18 protein-coding genes and 2 pseudogenes are annotated in these 18323 nt (G+C 63.0%); 16 read left to right on the plus strand and 4 right to left on the minus strand.

Annotated elements, in window-relative coordinates; all coding sequences use genetic code 11:
• Positions 1–71: 71 nt before the first annotated feature.
• Complete coding sequence (locus CWB41_RS09800) at positions 72–602, minus strand: invasion associated locus B family protein (RefSeq protein ID WP_115836891.1); 531 nt, start codon at positions 600–602, stop codon at positions 72–74.
• 428 nt (positions 603–1030) lie between these two features.
• On the opposite strand from CWB41_RS09800, the gene coxB reads away from it, so the two are divergent.
• The 12 genes from coxB to CWB41_RS09855 all read left to right on the plus strand — a co-directional run bounded on the left by coxB (position 1031) and on the right by CWB41_RS09855 (position 13922).
• The gene (gene coxB, locus CWB41_RS09805; RefSeq protein WP_115836890.1) at positions 1031–1906 is read left to right on the plus strand and encodes a cytochrome c oxidase subunit II; all 876 of its coding nucleotides are present in this window, start codon (positions 1031–1033) and stop codon (positions 1904–1906) included.
• Positions 1907–1959: 53 nt separating this feature from the next.
• Positions 1960–3624 (plus strand): cytochrome c oxidase subunit I, encoded by a 1665-nt coding sequence (gene ctaD, locus CWB41_RS09810; protein ID WP_115836889.1) that lies wholly within the window; start codon positions 1960–1962, stop codon positions 3622–3624.
• Positions 3625–3679: 55 nt separating this feature from the next.
• Positions 3680–4621: a heme o synthase gene (locus tag CWB41_RS09815; protein WP_115836888.1), complete on the plus strand. Its 942-nt coding sequence runs from the start codon at positions 3680–3682 to the stop codon at positions 4619–4621.
• Complete coding sequence (locus CWB41_RS16185; RefSeq protein WP_165204219.1) at positions 4618–4788, plus strand: hypothetical protein; 171 nt, start codon at positions 4618–4620, stop codon at positions 4786–4788. The genes CWB41_RS09815 and CWB41_RS16185 overlap by 4 nt, the downstream gene beginning before the upstream one ends.
• A gap of 9 nt (positions 4789–4797) precedes the next feature.
• The gene (locus CWB41_RS09820; protein ID WP_115836887.1) at positions 4798–5412 is read left to right on the plus strand and encodes a cytochrome c oxidase assembly protein; all 615 of its coding nucleotides are present in this window, start codon (positions 4798–4800) and stop codon (positions 5410–5412) included.
• A gap of 85 nt (positions 5413–5497) precedes the next feature.
• A complete protein-coding gene (locus CWB41_RS09825) occupies positions 5498–6361 on the plus strand; it encodes a cytochrome c oxidase subunit 3 (RefSeq protein ID WP_115836886.1) in 864 nt (287 codons plus the stop codon).
• 53 nt (positions 6362–6414) lie between these two features.
• Positions 6415–6825, plus strand: a complete 411-nt coding sequence (locus tag CWB41_RS09830; RefSeq protein WP_115837117.1) for a DUF983 domain-containing protein — start codon at positions 6415–6417, stop codon at positions 6823–6825.
• A complete protein-coding gene (locus tag CWB41_RS09835) occupies positions 6818–7591 on the plus strand; it encodes an SURF1 family protein (protein ID WP_115836885.1) in 774 nt (257 codons plus the stop codon). The genes CWB41_RS09830 and CWB41_RS09835 overlap by 8 nt, the downstream gene beginning before the upstream one ends.
• 104 nt (positions 7592–7695) lie before the next feature.
• Complete coding sequence (gene thrC / locus CWB41_RS09840; protein ID WP_115836884.1) at positions 7696–9123, plus strand: threonine synthase; 1428 nt, start codon at positions 7696–7698, stop codon at positions 9121–9123.
• The gene (locus CWB41_RS09845; RefSeq protein WP_115836883.1) at positions 9120–10382 is read left to right on the plus strand and encodes a M16 family metallopeptidase; all 1263 of its coding nucleotides are present in this window, start codon (positions 9120–9122) and stop codon (positions 10380–10382) included. The genes thrC and CWB41_RS09845 overlap by 4 nt, the downstream gene beginning before the upstream one ends.
• Positions 10383–10396: 14 nt before the next feature.
• Positions 10397–11011 (plus strand): GNAT family N-acetyltransferase, encoded by a 615-nt coding sequence (locus CWB41_RS09850; RefSeq protein WP_115836882.1) that lies wholly within the window; start codon positions 10397–10399, stop codon positions 11009–11011.
• 10 nt (positions 11012–11021) lie between these two features.
• Positions 11022–13922: an EAL domain-containing protein gene (locus tag CWB41_RS09855; protein WP_115836881.1), complete on the plus strand. Its 2901-nt coding sequence runs from the start codon at positions 11022–11024 to the stop codon at positions 13920–13922.
• A gap of 23 nt (positions 13923–13945) precedes the next feature.
• On the opposite strand, the gene CWB41_RS09860 is transcribed toward CWB41_RS09855, so the two are convergent.
• Complete coding sequence (locus CWB41_RS09860) at positions 13946–14554, minus strand: YqgE/AlgH family protein (RefSeq protein ID WP_115837116.1); 609 nt, start codon at positions 14552–14554, stop codon at positions 13946–13948.
• Positions 14555–14788: 234 nt separating this feature from the next.
• On the opposite strand from CWB41_RS09860, the gene CWB41_RS09865 reads away from it, so the two are divergent.
• From CWB41_RS09865 to CWB41_RS09875, 3 genes are read left to right on the plus strand one after another with little or no spacing between them, the layout of a single operon-like run.
• Complete coding sequence (locus CWB41_RS09865; RefSeq protein ID WP_165204222.1) at positions 14789–15625, plus strand: protein-disulfide reductase DsbD domain-containing protein; 837 nt, start codon at positions 14789–14791, stop codon at positions 15623–15625.
• Positions 15626–15676: 51 nt separating this feature from the next.
• Positions 15677–16576, plus strand: a complete 900-nt coding sequence (locus tag CWB41_RS09870; protein WP_115836879.1) for a DUF72 domain-containing protein — start codon at positions 15677–15679, stop codon at positions 16574–16576.
• Positions 16573–17199, plus strand: coding sequence for a UdgX family uracil-DNA binding protein (locus CWB41_RS09875; RefSeq protein WP_115836878.1), 627 nt, complete (start codon positions 16573–16575; stop codon positions 17197–17199). The genes CWB41_RS09870 and CWB41_RS09875 overlap by 4 nt, the downstream gene beginning before the upstream one ends.
• Positions 17200–17251: 52 nt before the next feature.
• Here CWB41_RS09875 and CWB41_RS16555 read toward each other — a convergent pair.
• Together CWB41_RS16555 and CWB41_RS16560 are read right to left on the minus strand one after the other, a co-directional pair.
• Positions 17252–17305: pseudogene (locus CWB41_RS16555) on the minus strand (hypothetical protein); the annotation flags it as partial.
• A 27-nt stretch (positions 17306–17332) separates the two neighbouring features.
• A pseudogene (locus CWB41_RS16560) lies at positions 17333–17575 on the minus strand (con-10 family general stress protein); the annotation flags it as partial.
• A 221-nt stretch (positions 17576–17796) separates the two neighbouring features.
• Between CWB41_RS16560 and CWB41_RS09885 the strand changes: the two are divergent.
• Positions 17797–18282, plus strand: coding sequence for a peroxiredoxin (locus tag CWB41_RS09885; RefSeq protein ID WP_115836876.1), 486 nt, complete (start codon positions 17797–17799; stop codon positions 18280–18282).
• The last annotated feature ends 41 nt before the right edge of the window (positions 18283–18323 follow it).

Consider the following 18323-nt stretch of genomic DNA (forward strand, 5'->3'; position numbering starts at 1 on the left):
TTTACCCAACGCCAGACTATTTACGGCATAAACTTTTCCGAGCGGTCAGCAATCTTTTCGGCAGACGCGCTTTACGGCAGTGCATCAAACCCTTCGCCAAAGCCGTTGAGCGCCAGCGGAATGCCAATCCCTTCTTCCGGGGTCTGGAAGATGATGAAGGTGGCATTATGGCCGTTACGCAACTCGCCGATCAGTTTGTCGTCCATGACGACCTCCGCCACGCAGCCGGTCGGCAGGCAGCGCACGAAGCCGGCGCGGCCGACATCGATGCTGTCGATCTTGAGCCCGAGCCCGGACGGCAGCAGCACGCCGAGCGGCGCGATGACGCGCAAGAGCCTGCTCTTGCCGTCCGCCGTTTTGAGGACGATGACGACAAGATTGATGTTCGGCCGATCATCGGCGGCGACACTTTGCAACAGGGCGCATTGCTCGCGCTGGGCGCCGGGCGGCGTCTCGCAGCGGATTTCCCAATCGCCGTGCTTGGATTTGATGACGCCCTGAGCCAGGGCCGTTTGCGGCGCAACGCCGGCGAAGAACGAAAAGAAGATCAGGAGAAAAGGCAGCCCGGCGGCGAAACGGCGTAGTCCGGTCAAATCGGTCATGCTCTGTTCTCGTGCGGTTCGCGGCCTCCAGTGCCGTCTTCACACCAGCGAAACCGGCAAATGCGCCGCTTGCCCCGCGCGCGAATCGTGGCCGCGGGTGCAAACCGGAGCATTTTCATTAACCGATCACGGGTGGAAGGCAAATCTGGGACGCGAAGCTGTCCGCCGGAGGCTGATGGGGGAGATCGGATCGGCGCCGTTCACGCAAATTTTGAGCCATCGCGGCGCAAACAAATGATCACCTGCCCGCGACATCTCGGCATCCCCAATCGCAGCGCCGATACCCGGGCAGAGCTTGCGTTTTAACTTGCGAAATGTCTACTTGATCTAAATAAGTTCATGTGGTTGGAACCAACCGGCCACACGCTCGTGCCGCTTCGGATCGGCAGCGAAACGCGACAAGTGGTGAAGGGGAGCGACGAAAGTTCATGAAATCTCCGCACATTCTCGGCCGTCGGCTGAAGCATCGTGGCGCCTTGGCTTTGTCGGCGGCGCTGCTCCTTTGTGCCGCCGCGGCAACACCCGCGCTGGCCCAGCTCGGCCATGCCGCACCGGGGCAGATCGGCCTCCAGACTCCTGTGACCCCGATCGCCGATGAAATCCACACCTTCTATAATGACATCCTGACCCCGATCATCGTCGTGGTCAGCGTCTTCGTCGGCGCTCTGCTGTTGATCGTGATTTTCCGCTTCAACGAAAAGGCCAACCCGACTCCTTCGACGCTCACCCATAACACCTTGCTCGAAGTCGCCTGGACCATCCTGCCAGTGCTGATTCTCGTCTTCATCGCCATTCCGTCATTCCGGCTGCTCGATCATGAATTGGTGATTCCAAAGACGGATCTGACGGTTAAGGTCACCGGCCATCAATGGTACTGGACTTATGCTTATCCGGGCGGCGGCTTCGATTTCGATTCCTACATTGTGGCGGACAAGGATCTGAAGCCGGGTCAGCTGCGCCAGCTCGCCGTCGACAATGAGGCGGTGGTGCCGGTCAACAAGACCGTGCTGGTTCAGGTGACGGCCACCGACGTCATCCACTCCTTCACTGTGCCGTCCTTTGGCGTCCGCATCGACGCGGTCCCCGGCCGGCTCAACCAGACGTGGTTCCGCGCCACCAAGGAGGGGATCTATTACGGGCAGTGCTCGAAGCTTTGCGGCGAGGATCACGCCTATATGCCGATCGCCTTCCGTGTCGTGAGCGACGCCGAATATGCCGCTTGGTTGGTGGACGCCAAAAAGAAGTTCTCGTCCAACCCCTTGCCGCGCTATGCGGAGGCGGGGCTGGCGGCAGTCAAGAATTAGGCTTTGGCGTCGAACCAGCGATAATATAAGAGGAATTCCGGGGAAGAGATGAGATGAGCACGACCGCCACGACACATGACGATGCGCATGGCCATCCGACCGGATGGAGGCGCTATCTTTATTCGACCAACCATAAAGACATCGGCACGCTTTATATCATTTTCGCGATCATCGCCGGCGTCTTCGGCGCCGCTTTGTCGGTCGCGATGCGCGCCGAATTGCAGGAGCCTGGCCTGCAGGTCTTCCCGCTGCTGGCGCGGATTTTCGACGGCGCGCCGCCGGATCTGGCGACGGATTACGCCAAGAATCTCTATAATGTGGTCATCACCGCGCACGGTCTGACGATGATCTTCTTCGTCGTCATGCCGGCGCTGATCGGCGGCTTCGGCAACTGGTTCGTGCCGCTGATGATCGGCGCGCCGGACATGGCCTTCCCGCGCATGAACAACATCTCGTTCTGGCTGCTGCCCGCTTCGTTCTCGCTCTTCCTCATTTCGCTGTTCATGGACGGCGCGCCGGGCATGAAGGGTTTTGGCGGCGGCTGGGTGCTGTATCCGCCGCTGTCGGAGCAAGGACATCCCGGCCCGGCGATGGATTTCATCATCCTGTCGATCCATCTCGCCGGCGCCTCGTCGATCCTCGGTGCGATCAACTTCATCACCACGATCTTCAACATGCGCGCGCCGGGCATGACCTTGCACCGGATGCCGCTATTTGCCTGGTCGGTTCTGGTGACGGCCTTCCTGCTTGTGCTCTCGCTCCCGGTTCTCGCCGGCGCGATCACGATGCTGTTGACCGATCGCAACTTCGGCACGACTTTCTTCAAGCCGGAAGGCGGCGGCGACCCGCTGCTGTTCCAGCATCTGTTCTGGTTCTTCGGCCACCCCGAGGTCTACATTCTGATCCTGCCGGGCTTCGGCATCGTCAGCCACGTGATCTCGACCTTCTCGAAGAAGCCCATCTTCGGCTATCTCGGCATGGCCTACGCCATGGTCGCGATCGGCGTCGTCGGCTTCCTCGTCTGGGCGCATCATATGTATACGGTCGGCCTGTCGCTCGACACGCAGCGCTATTTCGTCTTCGCGACGATGGTGATCGCCGTGCCGACCGGCATCAAGGTCTTCTCGTGGATCGCGACCATGTGGGGCGGTTCGATCTCGTTCCGCGTCCCGATGCTGTGGGCGACGGGCTTCATCTTCCTGTTCACGGTCGGCGGCGTCACCGGCGTCGTGCTGGCCAATGCGGGCGTCGACCGCTACCTGCACGAGACCTACTACGTCGTCGCGCACTTCCATTACGTGCTGTCGCTCGGCGCTATCTTCGCGATCTTCGCGGGCTTCTATTATTGGTTCCCGAAGATGAGCGGCTACATGTACAATGAGACGCTGGGGAAGATTCACTTCTGGATGATGTTCATCGGCGTGAACGTCACCTTCTTCCCGCAGCATTTCCTCGGCCTCGCCGGCATGCCGCGCCGCTATATCGACTATCCGGATGCGTACCGGCTGTGGAACGAGGTTTCCTCCTACGGCGCCTATCTATCGGGGGTCAGCGTCCTCCTCTTCCTCTATATCCTCTTCGAGGCTTTTTCGAAGAAGCGCATCGCCGGCAACAACCCGTGGGGCGTGGGTGCGACGACGCTGGAATGGACTGTCAGCTCACCGCCGCCATTCCATACCTATGAGGTTCTGCCGCGGATCGTCGGCACGGATCACTGAGATCGAGCGGCTCCGATGAGCCGCTCTTCTCACAGCAAGGCGATGTCGGACTGAAATGAGTGTGATCGACGATAACAGCGCCGGCGGTTCCGGATTGACGGCGATTTCGACCGCCGAGCCGCGCGATTATCTCGCGCTGGTCAAGCCGCGGGTGATGCAGCTTGTCGTCGTCACCGCGCTCGCCGGCATTCTGCTTGCGCCGCATCCGGTAAATTTCATCATCGGACTCAGTTCGCTGCTTTGCATCGCCGTCGGCGCGGGCGCCTCCGGCGCGCTGAATATGTGGTACGATTCCGATATCGATGCCGTCATGCGGCGTACCGCCAAGCGGCCGATTCCCACCGGGCGGATCACGCGGCCGGAGGTTCTGGCTTTCGGCCTTATCCTGTCGGGCTTCGCGGTGCTGACGCTCTATCTCGTCGCCAATGCGCTCGCCGCGGCGCTGCTCGCCTTCACGATCTTCTTTTATATCGTGATCTATACGATGTGGCTGAAGCGCGCGACGCCGCAGAACATCGTTATCGGGGGCGCCGCCGGGGCGCTTCCGCCGATCGTCGGCTATGCGGCCGCGACAGGGCATATCGCCGTGGCGCCTCTCGTTCTCTTCGGTTTGATTTTCGCCTGGACGCCGCCGCATTTCTGGGCGTTGGCGCTGGCGCGCACCACTGACTATGGCGCCGCCGGCGTGCCGATGATGCCGAACGTCAAGGGCGCCGATCACACGCGTCTCGAGATCCTCATCTACAGCCTGATTCTCGCTGCGATCGGTGTGCTGCCCACGGCGCTCGGCTTCGCCTCTTATGTTTATGGCGCTTTCGCTTTGGTGCTCGGCGTGGAATTCATCCGCCGCGCCATTCTCGTCTTCCGCGTGCGCGAGGGCGACGGTGCGAACAAGACGGCGATGGGGCTCTTCTGGTTCTCGATCGTCTATCTCTATGTGCTCTTCGCCGAATTGCTGGTCGAGCGGGTCATCTACGTCATCGAGGTTCTACGATGATGTCTTACGAGATCGATCCGAAAGGCGTGACGCTGACACCCGAGCAGGTGCGCAGCCGCCGCCTGCGCAATATCGCGATCGCTCTCGTCGTCGGCGCTCTCGTCATCCTGTTCTATGCGGTGACGATCGTGAAGCTCGGCCCCGGCGTCCTCAAGCCGCCGATATAGAGGCAAAAGATGGCGGCTCCCGAACAACATCAATATCCGCGCCGCGCGAAAGGCCCGCGCCAGGGGCTGGTTGCTTTCGGCGTTGTCGCCGTGGTGATCGGAATGCTCGGCATGTCGTTCGCCGCGATTCCGCTTTATCGCGCTTTCTGCTCCGCGACGGGTTTCGCTGGCACGACTCAGGTGCGCCGCGCCGCTCCGGCACAAGAGGGCAAGCGCGTCGTCATGGTTCACCTCGACGCCAATGTGGCGCCGGGCCTCGCGCTCGCCTTCGCGCCGGAAGTGTCCGAAGTCTCCGTGCGCACCGGGCAGACGGCGACGGTGTTTTTCAAGGTCACCAATCTCTCCGACCACGAGCAAAGCGCCCGCGCCGTCTATAATGTGACGCCCGGACAGACCGGCGCCTACTTCGACAAGATCGCCTGCTTCTGCTTCAGCGAGCAGCATTTCGGTCCGCATCAGACGGTCGAAATGCCGGTCGTCTTCTTTCTCGATCCGGCGCTTGAGAAGGATGAGACGATGAGCGGCATCGACGAGGTTTCGCTGTCTTACACTTTCTATCCGTCGCGCGATGCGCGGCCGGTGACGGCGGCTCAGGCAAATGGCAAGGAGCCGCCGCGACTTTGAACGAGTGACTCGAGAGCAGGAAGCAGCGGCTCGGATGAAAACGGCCGTGGGGGGCAGAAGCTCCGAAGAGACGAGAGGGAACGAAATGTCTGACGTGCATGCCAAGCCCAATCATTCATATCATCTCGTCGATCCGAGCCCGTGGCCGATTCTTGGCGCCATCGGCGCCTTCCTCATGGCGCTCGGCGCGATCATGTGGATGAAGGCGATCCCCGTCGACGGGTTGAAACCCGGCAGCTATATTTTCGGTGTTGGCCTCATCGCCGTTCTCTTTGTCATGGCCGCCTGGTGGCTGGACGTGATCAAGGAGGCGCAGACCCCCGGCGTTCACTCGCCGATCGTCTCGCTCGGCCTGCGCTACGGCATGATTCTCTTCATCGCCTCGGAAGTCATGTTCTTCGTCGCCTGGTTCTGGGCCTTTTTCGACGCGGCTTTGTTTCCGGGCGCGCCGATCGAATATGCGCGCACCGCATTCACCGGCGGTCACTGGCCGCCGAAGGGCATCGAGTCGATCGACCCGTGGCATTTCCCGCTGCTCAACACGCTCATTCTGTTGACCTCCGGCACGACGGTCACCTGGGCGCATCACGCGCTGCTCAACAATGATCGCAAGGGTCTGGTGAACGGGCTCATCCTGACGGTGCTGCTCGGCATCTGCTTCACCTGCGTGCAGGCCTATGAATACGCCCACGCGCCCTTCGCGTTTAAGGGCTCGATCTATGGCGCGACCTTCTTCATGGCGACGGGCTTCCACGGCTTCCACGTCATCATCGGCACGATCTTCCTGACCGTCTGCCTGCTGCGCGCGCTGGCCGGGCAATTCACACCGCAGCACCACCTCGGCTTCGAATTCGCAGCCTGGTATTGGCATTTCGTCGACGTCGTCTGGCTGTTCCTTTTCTCCTGCATCTATGTCTGGGGATCGTGGGGCGGCCCATTCGAGCATTGAGCCGCGGTTAAGGCTTGCGTCCGGCGGCTGCCGGGCGCAAGAAGGCCGCCATCATGAGCGATGTTGAAAGCAGCGGCGCCGGCAAGTCCGTGGACTTGCCTACGGCAATCTGGCGCGGTGTCGCCGGCCGGTGTCCGCGGTGCGGTCACGGCAAATTGTTCTCCAGATTGCTGACGGTCGCGCCGGGCTGCACCGCCTGCGGGCTGAGCTATGGTTTCGCCGATCCCGGCGACGGCCCGGCCGTTTTCGTGATGCTCTTCGCCGGCTTTCTGATCGTCGGACTGGCGCTTTTCCTCGAAGTGACCTACGAGCCGCCCTATTGGGTTTATTTCGTCGTCTTTCCGCCGCTGACGATCCTTGTCTGCCTCGGGCTTCTGCGGCCGTTGAAAGGCATCCTGCTCACGCTGCAATATCGCAACAAGGCCGAGCAGGGCCGCATCGAGAATTTGACGACAGATGACTGACGCACCGGCGCGCAAGGGGCTTCTTGTGCCTTTGCTCTTCGTTCTCGCCGGGACGGGCATTCTCGTCTGGCTCGGCCTCTGGCAATTGCACCGCCTCACCTGGAAAGACGCGCTGATCGCCAGGATCGCGGCGCGCAGCACTGCCGCGCCGCAGCCGCTGCCCATGCCCGCCGCCTGGCCGGGGCTCAAACCCGACGACTATGAATATCTGCATGTCTCGGCGCAGGGCCATTTCGACAATGCCAAGGAAGTTCTGGTCTTCCGCACGCAGGGCCCGCGCGATCTCGGTGCCGGCTATCTGGTGCTGACGCCGCTGATCCTGGCTTCCGGGGATGAAGTCATCGTCGACCGCGGCTTCATCCCGACCGATCTCGCCGCCAAATCGTCCCGCCCGCAGAGCGAGATCGAGGGCGAGGTGACGGTCACCGGCCTGATGCGATCGCCGCAGGACCGCAATTTCTTCACCCCCGCCGACGACCCGGCCCACGGCCTCTATTTCACCCGCGATCCGGCGGCGATCGCGGCGCATTTCGGGCTCACCCGTGCGGCGCCCTTCGTCATCGATCAGGACAAGATCGCGATCCCCGGCGGCTGGCCGGAGGGCGGCGCGACCATCGGCAACATCCCCAATAACCATATGGAATATGCGCTGACCTGGTTCGGCGGCGCCATCGGCCTGTGGGTCGTCTTCGGCACCCATCTTTTCCGGGTCTGGCGGGAGTGGCGGCAGGGGCGGCGGTCAGAGCACCAGCCTGCAAAGCCTTAAGCCTAATTCTTGGCCACCCCGACGGGGCAGGGCGGGCAAAAATCCCCGCCGCCACGGTTTTGTGTTAAACCAGCGCGGAATCGGTCAAAACCCAGGCTTTGAGCGTGAAATATATTTCCACCCGCGGCACGGCGCCTTCGCTGTCCTTTACCGATGCGCTGATCGCGGGCCTCGGCGAGGACGGCGGGCTTTATCTGCCGCATTCCTATCCGCGGCTGACGCCGGCCGAGATCGCCGGCTTCGCCGGCCGGCCTTATGCCGCCGTGGCGGAGGCCGTCCTCTGGCCCTTCGTCGCCGGGACGATCGATCGCGCGGCCTTGCGGGCGATGATCGAGGCCGCCTACGGCTCTTTCGACCATGTCGCCGTCGCGCCGCTCTCGCAGCTTGGCGACAATCTCTTTCTGCTCGAACTGTTCCACGGGCCGACCCTCGCCTTCAAGGATCTGGCCATGCAGCTCCTCGGCCGGCTGATGCAGCACGTCCTTGCCGGGCGCGGCCAGCGCGCGACCATCGTCGGCGCGACCTCGGGCGATACGGGCGCCGCCGCCATCGCCGCCTTTCAGGGCCTGCCGGAAGTCGATGTTTTCATCCTGTATCCGCACGGGCGAGTCTCCGACGTGCAGCGCCGGCAGATGACGACAGTCGCGGCGGACAATGTCCACACGATCGCGCTCGAAGGCACGTTCGATGACGCGCAGAACATGGTGAAGGGCCTGTTCGGCGATAAAAAATTCCGCGACGAATTCTCGCTCGCCGGCGTCAATTCGATCAATTGGGCGCGCGTGGCGGCGCAGGTCGTCTATTATTTCACGAGCGCGGTGGCGCTTGGCGCGCCGCACCGGCGGGTCTCATTCGCCGTGCCGACAGGCAATTTCGGCGATATTCTTGCGGGCTGGGTGGCCAAGCAAATGGGGCTGCCGATCGAGCGGCTCGTCATCGCCACCAACGCCAATGACATTCTCGTGCGCACGCTGGAGACCGGCCGCTACGAGACCGGCAAGGTCGAGGCCACACAATCGCCCTCAATGGACATACAAGTGTCCTCGAATTTCGAGCGGCTTTTGTTCGAAGCCTATGGGCGGGATGCCGCGGCCGTGCGCCGGCTGATGAATTCCCTGCAGCAATCGGGCAGCTTTTCGCTCGATGCCGGACCGCTTGCGGCGATCCGCGACGAATTCGACGCCGTGCGCGTCGGCGAAACCGAAACAAGTGAGGAGATCGCGCGTGTGTGGCGCGAGACGCAGAGATTGATCGATCCACATACCGCCGTCGGTGTCGGCGCCGCGCGGGCCGCTTTGGCGGCGCGGCAGAATGTTCCGACAATCGTGCTCGGCACGGCGCATCCGGCTAAGTTCCCCGCCGCGATCGAGCGCGCGACCGGCCAGCATCCGCCGTTGCCGCCGCACCTCGCCGACCTCGCGACGCGGCCGGAATATTTCGACGTGCTGCCCAACGATCAGAGCAAAGTCGCGGCCTATATCCGCGAGACTTTGCACGCACCGCACGCGGGCGCGAAGAGGGCGGCCTCATGAGTGTCGAGATCACGACCCTGCCATCTGGCCTGCGTGTCGTCACCGACCGTATGCCGCATCTCGAAACCGTCTCGCTCGGGGTCTGGGTGGCGGCGGGATCGCGGCACGAGCGTCCGCGCGAGCGCGGCCTGTCGCATCTCCTCGAACATATGGCCTTCAAGGGCACGCGGCGCCGCTCGGCGCGCGACATCGCCGAAGAAATCGAAAATGCCGGCGGTGATCTCAATGCAGCGACCGGCGTCGAGCAGACCGCTTATTACGCGCATGTGCTCGCGGGCGATGCCGGGCTTGCCATCGACATTCTTTCCGACATCCTGACCGACAGCGTCTTCGACAAGGAAGAGCTGGAGCGCGAGAAGGAAGTCATCATTCAGGAGATCGGCGCAGCGGAGGATACGCCCGACGATCTCGTTTTCGACCTCTTCAACGCCGCCGCCTTTCCGGAGCAGCCGATTGGCTCGCCCATCCTCGGCACGCGCGAGCATGTGCGCGCCTTCGACCGTTCGATGATCGCGGATTATCTCGCCAATCGCTATTGCAGCGGCGTGACGATCGTCGGCGCCGCCGGCGCGCTCGAACATGCCCGGATCGTCGAGGCCGCTGCGGCGCGTTTCGCTGCGCTGCCGGTGCAAGCCGCGGAGGCGGCGCCTCTGGCCCGCTATGCCGGCGGCGAGCTGCGCGTCAGCCGGCGGCTCGAACAGGTCCATGTCGTCATCGGCTTCGAGAGTCTGTCCTATGCGACGCCCGCCTATTACGCGGCGCAAGTCTTCGCCAATGCGGTCGGCGGCGGCATGTCCTCGCGGCTCTTTCAAGAGGTGCGCGAAAAGCGCGGGCTCGCCTATTCCGTCTATTCCTTCCATTGGGGCTATGCGGACACCGGCCTTTTCGGCTTCTATGCCGCCACCAGCAAGGAGCAGGTGCGCGAGCTGATGCCGGTGGCGCTCGAGTGCATCGCCAACGCGGTCGTGGACCTGAGCGAGGCCGAAGTCGAGCGCGCCAAGGCCCAGATGAAGGTCTCGCTGCTCACGGCGCTGGAATCCTCGATTGCCCGCTCGGAGCAGATCGCCCGGCAGATTCTTGCATTTGGCCGCGTCCTGACACGTGACGAAATCCTGCAAAAGGTCGATAATCTCACTGTCGCGGAAGTTCGCGACGCGGGTGCCGCGGCCTTGCGCTCGGCGCCGACCGTTGCCGCGGTCGGGCCGGTCAGCAAGGTTCCCACGCCCGATCGTGTGCGCGCATTCCTCGGACGGACCTGAGGGGAGGCATCGGCTTGGCTCTGTTTCGGCTCGGTGTGCCGAGTGAGATCAGCAATCTGGTTCGCGGTGAGGGTGTGTATCTGCGCCCGCCCGAAGCGCGCGACTATGAGGCCTGGTCGGATCTGCGCGAAAAGAGCCGCGCCTTTCTCACCCCGTGGGAGCCGACATGGCCGGGCGATGACTTGACCCGTACCTCGTTCCGCCGCAGGCTGCGCCGCAATCTGCAGGAAATGACGAATGATGAGGCCTATCCCTTTCTCATCTTTCGCGATGAGGACGAGAGGCTCGTCGGCGGTCTGACGCTCGGGCAAGTCAAGCGCGGCGTCGCCCAATCGGCGACGCTCGGCTATTGGATGGGGATGCCTCACGCGGGCCAGGGATTGATGTCGCGGGCGGTCAGGGCGATGACGGGCTATGCCTTCACCTCCCTGCGTCTGCATCGAATCGAGGCGGCCTGTCTGCCGCATAACGCAGCGTCGATCCGGCTGCTGGAACGCGTCGGCTTCAAGAGGGAAGGACTTGCGCGGGCCTATTTGCGGATCAATGGGCTCTGGCAGGACCATCTTCTCTATGCGCTTTTGGAAACTGACCCGCTGCCCCTGCGGGTCGCGCGGCGCGATCGCGGCTGAGTGGAGAGAGATGTCGTCGGCTTTACGCGTATGGAATGGGCTGCGTCGATGCCAGGTCTGGCTCGTCTTCGCGTTTCTGCTGCTTGCGGTGGCGCCGGCACAGGCCATTCAATCCGTCCGCATTCCCCTCGACGCGACGGCGATCGATCTTACCAAGGCGGTGGAGAACTATGGCGCGCAGGGCGACCGGTTGCTCGTCTCGACCGCGCCGGGGTCTGACGGCATCGTCCGCCGTATCGAGGTGCGGGCGCTCGAACCCGGCTCGCACCCCAACTGGATCGTCTTCGCACTCACCAACGATACCGACGAGCAGATCGAGCGGCTTGTCGTCGCGCCGCATTTCCGTTTGGTTGGCTCTGGCGTTATCTGGCCCGATCTCGGCGCCTCGCGCATTTCGGCGATCACCGCGAGCCAGAGCTTTCCGCCGGAGCGCGTGGACAGCCCCGATGCCGATGTCTTCCGCCTGACCATCGACCCCGGAACGACGGTGACCTATGTCGCCGAATTGCGCTCCGCCACCCTGCCGCAGCTCTATCTCTGGCAGCCGGACGCCTACAAGGACAAGCTCATCAGCCTGTCGCTCTACAAGGGCATCGTGATCGGTGTCGCCGGCCTGCTGGCGCTTTTCCTCACCATTGTCTTCGTCGTCAAAGGCGCGGTGATCTTTCCCGCTGCGGCGGCGCTGGCTTGGGCGGTGCTCGCCTATGTCTGCATCGACTTCGGTTTCTGGGACAAGATTTTCGATACGTCGGCGCAGGCCGACCGTGTCTGGCGCGCCGGCGCGGAGACTTCACTCGCGGCGACGCTGCTCGTCTTTCTGTTCGCCTATCTCAATCTCAATCGCTGGCATGTGCGCGCCTCGCGCGTCGCGATCGGCTGGCTGGTTTTTCTCGTCGCGCTGATCGGGCTCGCAGTCTTCGATGCGCCGATCGCTGCCGGTGTCGCGCGGATTTCGCTCGCCACCGTTGCCGCGGTCGGCTTTATCCTCGTTCTTTATCTTTCGACCCACGGCTATGACCGCGCGGTGATGCTGATCCCGACATGGTTCCTGCTGCTCGTCTGGGTCATCGCGGCGGGCTTCACCGTCACCGGTTCGCTGACCAACGATCTCGTCTCGCCGGCGCTGATCGGCGGCCTGGTGCTGATCGTCATGCTGATCGGTTTCACGGTGATGCAGAACGCCTTCGCCGGCGGTGGCCTCGGCAACGGCGCGATCAGCGATTCCGAGCGCAAGGCGCTGGCGCTGACGGGCTGCGGCGACATTATCTTCGACTGGGATGTGGAGTCGGACCGGGTCTATGTCAGCCCCGAGGTCGAAACCCAGCTCGGCCTCTATCGTGGCGAGCTCGAAGGGCCGGCCTCGAAATGGCTCGATATCCTGCATCCGTTCGAGCGCGACCGCTATCGCGCCAGCCTTGACACGATGCTCGAGCAAAGGCGCGGGCGCATCAATCAGGAATTCCGCCTGCGCGCCGCGGATGGGCACTATTTCTGGTTCCTGCTCAAGGCCCGTCCCGTCATTGGCCCGGAAGGCGAAGTGATCCGCGTGATCGGCACGCTGGCCGATGTCACCGAGCAGAAGACGGCGCAGACGCGCCTGCTGCACGATGCGGTTCACGACAATCTCACCGGCCTGCCGAACCGCGAATTGTTCTTCGACCGGCTCGATGCGGCGCTCAAACTCTCGCACACCGATGCGCAAATCCGCCCGACCGTCATCTGCATCGACATCGACCGTTTCAAACATATCAACGAGACGGTCGGCTTTTCAGCCGGGGATTCGATCCTGCTGACCATTGCGCGGCGGCTCGGCCGTATCCTCAAGCCGCAGGATACGCTGGCGCGGCTGAGCAGCGACCAGTTCGCCGCGGTGGTGATTTCGGAGAGCGAAACGGACCACATCATCGCCATTGCCAATGTCATCCGCCGCGCCGTCTCGACGCCGGTGACCTTCGGCCAGAACGAAGTGCCGCTCACGGCCTCGATCGGGCTGGCGCTTTTCGATCCGCAATTGCACGCTAATCGTGAGGACATGCTGAACGATGCCGAGATCGCGGTGCGGCACGGCAAGCGTATCGGCGGCAATCGTATCGAGGTCTTCCGGCCGTCGATGCGCACCGTGCGCTCCGACCGGCTGACGCTCGAAACGGATCTGCGCCGGGCGCTCGATCGCGGCGAGATGCACATTCTGTTTCAGCCGATTATCCGGCTCGAGGATCGCACCGTCGCCGGTTTCGAGGCGCTGATGCGCTGGGATCATCCGCGCCTCGGCCGCCTGAGCCCGGCCGAGTTCATTCCCGTCGCGGAGGAGACCGGCGCCATTGTCGATCTCGGCCTTTTTGCGATGGAACGGACGGCGCGCGAGCTTTCGGCCTGGCAGGCGGCGCTCGATCTCGATCCGCCGCTCTTTGCCAGCGTCAACATCTCATCGCGGCAATTGCTGCGTCACGATCTGTTGCAGGACGTGCGCGCCGTGCTCTCGCGCTGGAAGATCGCGCGCGGCACGCTGAAGCTCGAATTGACCGAAGGCCTGGTCATGGAAAACCCGGAATATGCGGCGCAGATTCTGACCCGCATCCATGAATTCGGCGCAGGACTCTGCCTCGATGATTTCGGCACCGGCTATTCTTCGCTCGCCTATCTGCAGCGCTTCCCCTTCGATACGATCAAGATCGACCGCTCCTTCGTGCATCATAACGGCAAGGGCGCGCGGCCGATCATCCTGCGCTCCATCGTGACGCTGGCGCATGATCTCGGCATGGATATCGTCGCGGAAGGCGCGGAGACGGAATCCGACGCGATCGAACTCTCGCAACTCGGCTGCGAATATGCGCAGGGCTATGTCTTCGGCCATCCGATGAGCGCGAACGAGGCGCGCAAGCTCGTCGGCGCGGCGCAGGCGGCAGCGTAGACTCTCTTACATTGATGCGTTTTTCAGGCGCGGCCGGACTGGGCGGAGAGGAAGCCCGGATCGATGCCAATCTTGCGCATCGCCATGTCATAGCGGGCGTCAAGCGGCGTATCGAAGATGAGCCCCGCATCGGCCGGGCAGGTGAGCCAGCCGTTGTTCTGCACCTCGTCCTCAAGCTGGCCGGGAGACCAGCCGGCATAACCGAGCGCGAGAATGGCGCGATCCGGGCCCGAGCCATGAGCGATAGCCCGCAGAATGTCGATGGTCGCGGTGAGCGACACACCGCCGTCGATCGGCAGGGTCGAATTGTCGATATAGAAATCGTTCGAATGCAACACGAAGCCGCGCCCCGCTTCGACCGGGCCGCCACGCAGAACCGGCACGGCGCCCGCCTGCTCCGGCAGGCGGATCGCTTCGTCCGGCGCGATCACTTCGAGTTGAACGAGGAGTTCGGAAAAGTTCAGGCTCGGCGCGCGGCGATTGATGACGATGCCCATCGCACCCTCATCGGAATGGGCGCAAAGATAGACGACGCTGCGGGCAAAGCGGTCATCCGTCATGCCGGGCATGGCCAGCAGGAACTGCCCGTCAAAATATTCGCTGTTTTTGCTCTTCCGCTCGACCGATGCCATCACCAGACCCTTACCGATAGCGAAAAACCAGCAGTCGCTTTTTCGCATCCCGTTGCAGGGAACAAATAGGTTCCAAAGGCCACAATTTCATCTTGCGCCGGTGAGAAAACCGACCAAAAGGTAGGCGCATACATGTCCGCCGCGATCACACGCAATCTTCGTTCCCATTTTGCCACGTCCATGTTGGCGCAGGCACGCGACTTTGGCCATCCTCTTTTTTGGCGCCATCCCGGCTTGAAACTCGTCTTCTGCCTTGCGGCACTCGGCATCGCGTCCGGTCCGGTGAAAGCCGATTCCTTCGCAAGCCCGTGGTCAGGGTCCGCCAGTGATAAGGCACAAATGCGGCTCGTCGCGGGGACGCCGCACATGCCGGGCGGCTATGTTGCCGCTGCGCAGATAAAGCTTGCCGGGCAGGCGATTACCTATTGGCGTAGTCCCGGCGACGCCGGCGTGCCGCCGACATTCTCGTTCCGGGGGTCGGAAAATCTTGATTCCGCGCAGGTTGCCTATCCGGCGCCGCAGCGGATCGACGAGCAGGGGCTGCAGGCTTTCGGCTATCGTAGCGGCGTCACCTTTCCCATCGCCGTGAAGGCGGACGATCCGGCGAAGCCCGTGCGCCTGCGACTGACGCTCGATTATGCGGTCTGCGACAATATTTGTCTGCCGGCCCGCAGCGCCGCGGAGCTTGTTTTGCCGCAAAGCGGCGCGAGCACGAACGACAATATCATCACGGAGGCCGAGGCACGCGTGCCGATTCCGCTCGCGAAAGATGACGTCGCGAAAGAAATTGTGATCACGGCCGATCCGGGGGCGACGTCACTGCGTTGGGTTTTGATCTGGAAGGGAGACGGGCCGGCCGGCGATCTCTTCGCTGAGGCGCCGGAGGGCTGGGATATCGAAACGCATCGCCTGGCCGATGGCCGGTTTGCACTGGTGGCCGTGCAGCAGCCTTTGAAAGCTCTGCCGCCTCGCGTGCCGGTGCAATTCACGCTGACCGGCCCGCGAAAATCGTATGTGTTCACGCTCGGCCTTGATTTGCCGGCGCAAGCGTCAACGCTCGGAACCAAATAGGCGGCGCTTTTCGTTCTTGTAGCGGAGCGCAGTCGCCTCCGTGAGGGAAACATGGCGCAAAAGGCAGAGATCAGGATCGGCATATCCGGCTGGACCTATGCGCCCTGGCGCGGGCAGTTCTTTCCAAAAGGCCTGCCGCGAAACCGTGAACTCGCCTATGCGAGCACGTTCTTCCGTTCCATCGAGATCAACGGAACATTCTACGGCCTGCAGACGCCATCGGCCTACCGCTCCTGGGCGGAGCAGGTGCCGGAGGATTTCGTCTTTGCGGTCAAGGCGCCGCGCTTCATTACCCATATCAAGCGTGCAAGGGATATTGCGGTACCGGTTGCCAATTTCTTCGCCTCCGGCGTGCTGGCTCTCGGCGCCAGGCTCGGCCCGGTGCTTTGGCAGTTCCCGCCGAGTTTTCATTTCGATCGAAGCCTGATGGAGGAATTCCTCGCGCTTCTGCCACATGACACAGGCGCAGCCTCGGCGCTCGCGCGCCGGCACGACGATCATTTGCGGGCGCGAGCCTGGCTCAAGACCGACGCCGTGCGGCCGATCCGCCATGCGGTCGAAATCCGCCACCAGAGCTTCGTCGATCAGGCTTTCGTCGATCTGCTGCGGGCGCATGATGTCGCGCTCGTCTGTGCCGATACGGTCGCATGGCCGCGGCTCATGGACCTGACCTCGGACTTCGTCTATTGCCGCCTGCACGGTTCGACGGAACTCTATCGCAGCGGCTATGACGCGGCGGCGCTCGACGAATGGGCGGCGCGCATACGCGCCTGGGCCGATGGAAACCCAATGCATGATGGCGACTTCGCCGCGCCGTCCTCGGGGCCGCTGAAGCGCCGCGATGTCTTCGTCTTCTTCGACAATACGGACAAGCTACGCGCCCCGCAGGATGCGCTTGCCTTGATAAAGAAGCTCGGGCTCGCGCCGGAGCAGGGGGAGCACGCGGCATGACACGCGTCGAACTGGCGCGTCACTCCCGAGAGCTGCACGAAGCCGCGGCGGAGGCGGCACATTGCACGCGCTGTTCGCTCTATCGCGATGCGACGCAAGTTGTGTTTGGCGAAGGACCGGTTGGCGCGCCGCTGATGCTGGTCGGCGAACAACCGGGCGACAAGGAAGACCTTGCCGGCAAGCCTTTTGTTGGCCCCGCTGGCCGAGTTCTGGACGCGGCCCTTGCGGAAGCTGGTCTCGACCGCGCCTCTACCTATGTCACCAATGCGGTCAAGCATTTCAAACATGAGCAGCGCGGCAAATTTCGATTGCATAAGCAGCCGACGCGCGGCGAGGTGCAGGCGTGTCGTTGGTGGCTGGAGCAGGAACTCACGCTCGTGCAGCCGAAACTTGTCGTCGCGCTGGGCGTGACAGCAGCCCGCGCGTTACTCGAAAAGCCCGTGGTCCTCTCGCGCTTGCGCGGTCAGGTTCTGGAATTCGAGGGCTACCGCGCCATCGTCACCCTTCACCCGTCCGCGATTTTGCGGATGCGAGACGAGGCGGAAAAGGACGCCGCTTTCCGGGGATTGTGCGAGGATCTGCGGTTTGCCGCCAAAATCGCGGGCAAGACCGCGAGCGATTAAAGCACGTCAGCCGAGGCGCTGGGCCTCGGCTGACGCGGTCGTTGGCGTGCGTTTAGTTGTGCTTGGCGCCGTGAGAGCTTTCACCGCCCTTACGGCCGGCTTCGGCGGCGCGTTCGCGGTCGTTCGCGAAGTTTCCGCCGGAGACGTGTCCGCCCTTGCGGCCCGCCTCGGCTGCCAGCTCGTGATCCTGCGAAAAGCTGCGCTTTTCGTCCGGCACGCTGGCGCCGCCCTTGCGGCCGGCCTCCGAAGCTAATTCGTGATCGCGCGAGAAACTGCGCTCTTCCGCAGGCACGCTTGCGCCGCCCTTGCGCGCGATGTCGCGTTGTTTCTCTTCGTCCATCGAAGCAAAGCCACGGTTCGAGGTCGAATTCGCCATAAGTTTTCTCCCGATTGCTGTTCGAGGGGTGTAGTAACCGCCAGTGAGAACCGGCTTGCCTCGAAATGCCCATCGGCGCGGGTTGTTCCGAAAGTGAACGAAGCTTAATTTTCAAATGCATCGTCGCGCTTCAGGGTCGCTTCCGGCAGTGACGTGAGCAGCCGACTTGAGATTGGCGTGAGAGTCGCTAACTTTAGCCGCGACGAATATGAGGGGCTGATATGACGCTCAAAATTGGTGATCCGCTACCGCAAGTCACGTTCACGGTCATGACGGACGATGGTCCGCAGCCGCGGACGACGGATGATATTTTCAAGGGACGGCGCGTCGCGCTCGTGGGCGTGCCTGGCGCCTTCACGCCCACGTGCTCGCTCAATCACGTCCCCGGCTATATCGAGAAGGAGGCGGAGCTGCGCGCCAAGGGCGTCCAATTGATCGCCGTGACCGCCGTCAACGACGTCTTCGTGATGGCCGCTTGGGCGAAGTCGCTCGGCGTTGACGATGGTTTCGTCTTCCTGGCCGACGGCAGCGGCGCGTTTGCCAAAGCCACGGGTCTGACGCTCGACCTCACCGAGCGCGGCCTCGGCCTTCGCTCCCAACGCTACGCCGCGCTCGTCGATGACGGCATCGTGACGGAACTCAATATCGAGCCCTCGTCGGGCAAGGCGGAGGTCTCCAGCGCCGAGACTCTGCTCGAACAGTTCTGATGAAGACGGCTTTGTGAAGGAGCTTTAGCGCGTCGGCCGCG

This window comes from Methylovirgula ligni, assembly GCF_004135935.1.
GTDB classification, from domain to species: Bacteria; Pseudomonadota; Alphaproteobacteria; order Rhizobiales; family Beijerinckiaceae; genus Methylovirgula; species Methylovirgula ligni.

What these genes read in the sequence shown, in the direction of transcription:
- CWB41_RS16185 (WP_165204219.1), top strand. Translation starts at nt 4,618, where the DNA reads ATGATGTCTTACGAGATCGATCCGAAAGGCGTGACGCTGACACCCGAG.
- CWB41_RS09815 (WP_115836888.1), top strand. Translation starts at nt 3,680, where the DNA reads ATGAGTGTGATCGACGATAACAGCGCCGGCGGTTCCGGATTGACGGCG.
- coxB (WP_115836890.1), top strand. Translation starts at nt 1,031, where the DNA reads ATGAAATCTCCGCACATTCTCGGCCGTCGGCTGAAGCATCGTGGCGCC.
- CWB41_RS09825 (WP_115836886.1), top strand. Translation starts at nt 5,498, where the DNA reads ATGTCTGACGTGCATGCCAAGCCCAATCATTCATATCATCTCGTCGAT.
- CWB41_RS09885 (WP_115836876.1), top strand. Translation starts at nt 17,797, where the DNA reads ATGACGCTCAAAATTGGTGATCCGCTACCGCAAGTCACGTTCACGGTC.
- CWB41_RS09855 (WP_115836881.1), top strand. Translation starts at nt 11,022, where the DNA reads ATGTCGTCGGCTTTACGCGTATGGAATGGGCTGCGTCGATGCCAGGTC.
- CWB41_RS09800 (WP_115836891.1), bottom strand. Translation starts at nt 602, where the DNA reads ATGACCGATTTGACCGGACTACGCCGTTTCGCCGCCGGGCTGCCTTTT.
- CWB41_RS09820 (WP_115836887.1), top strand. Translation starts at nt 4,798, where the DNA reads ATGGCGGCTCCCGAACAACATCAATATCCGCGCCGCGCGAAAGGCCCG.
- CWB41_RS09870 (WP_115836879.1), top strand. Translation starts at nt 15,677, where the DNA reads ATGGCGCAAAAGGCAGAGATCAGGATCGGCATATCCGGCTGGACCTAT.
- CWB41_RS09860 (WP_115837116.1), bottom strand. Translation starts at nt 14,554, where the DNA reads ATGGCATCGGTCGAGCGGAAGAGCAAAAACAGCGAATATTTTGACGGG.
- CWB41_RS09835 (WP_115836885.1), top strand. Translation starts at nt 6,818, where the DNA reads ATGACTGACGCACCGGCGCGCAAGGGGCTTCTTGTGCCTTTGCTCTTC.
- ctaD (WP_115836889.1), top strand. Translation starts at nt 1,960, where the DNA reads ATGAGCACGACCGCCACGACACATGACGATGCGCATGGCCATCCGACC.
- CWB41_RS09845 (WP_115836883.1), top strand. Translation starts at nt 9,120, where the DNA reads ATGAGTGTCGAGATCACGACCCTGCCATCTGGCCTGCGTGTCGTCACC.
- CWB41_RS09875 (WP_115836878.1), top strand. Translation starts at nt 16,573, where the DNA reads ATGACACGCGTCGAACTGGCGCGTCACTCCCGAGAGCTGCACGAAGCC.
- CWB41_RS09830 (WP_115837117.1), top strand. Translation starts at nt 6,415, where the DNA reads ATGAGCGATGTTGAAAGCAGCGGCGCCGGCAAGTCCGTGGACTTGCCT.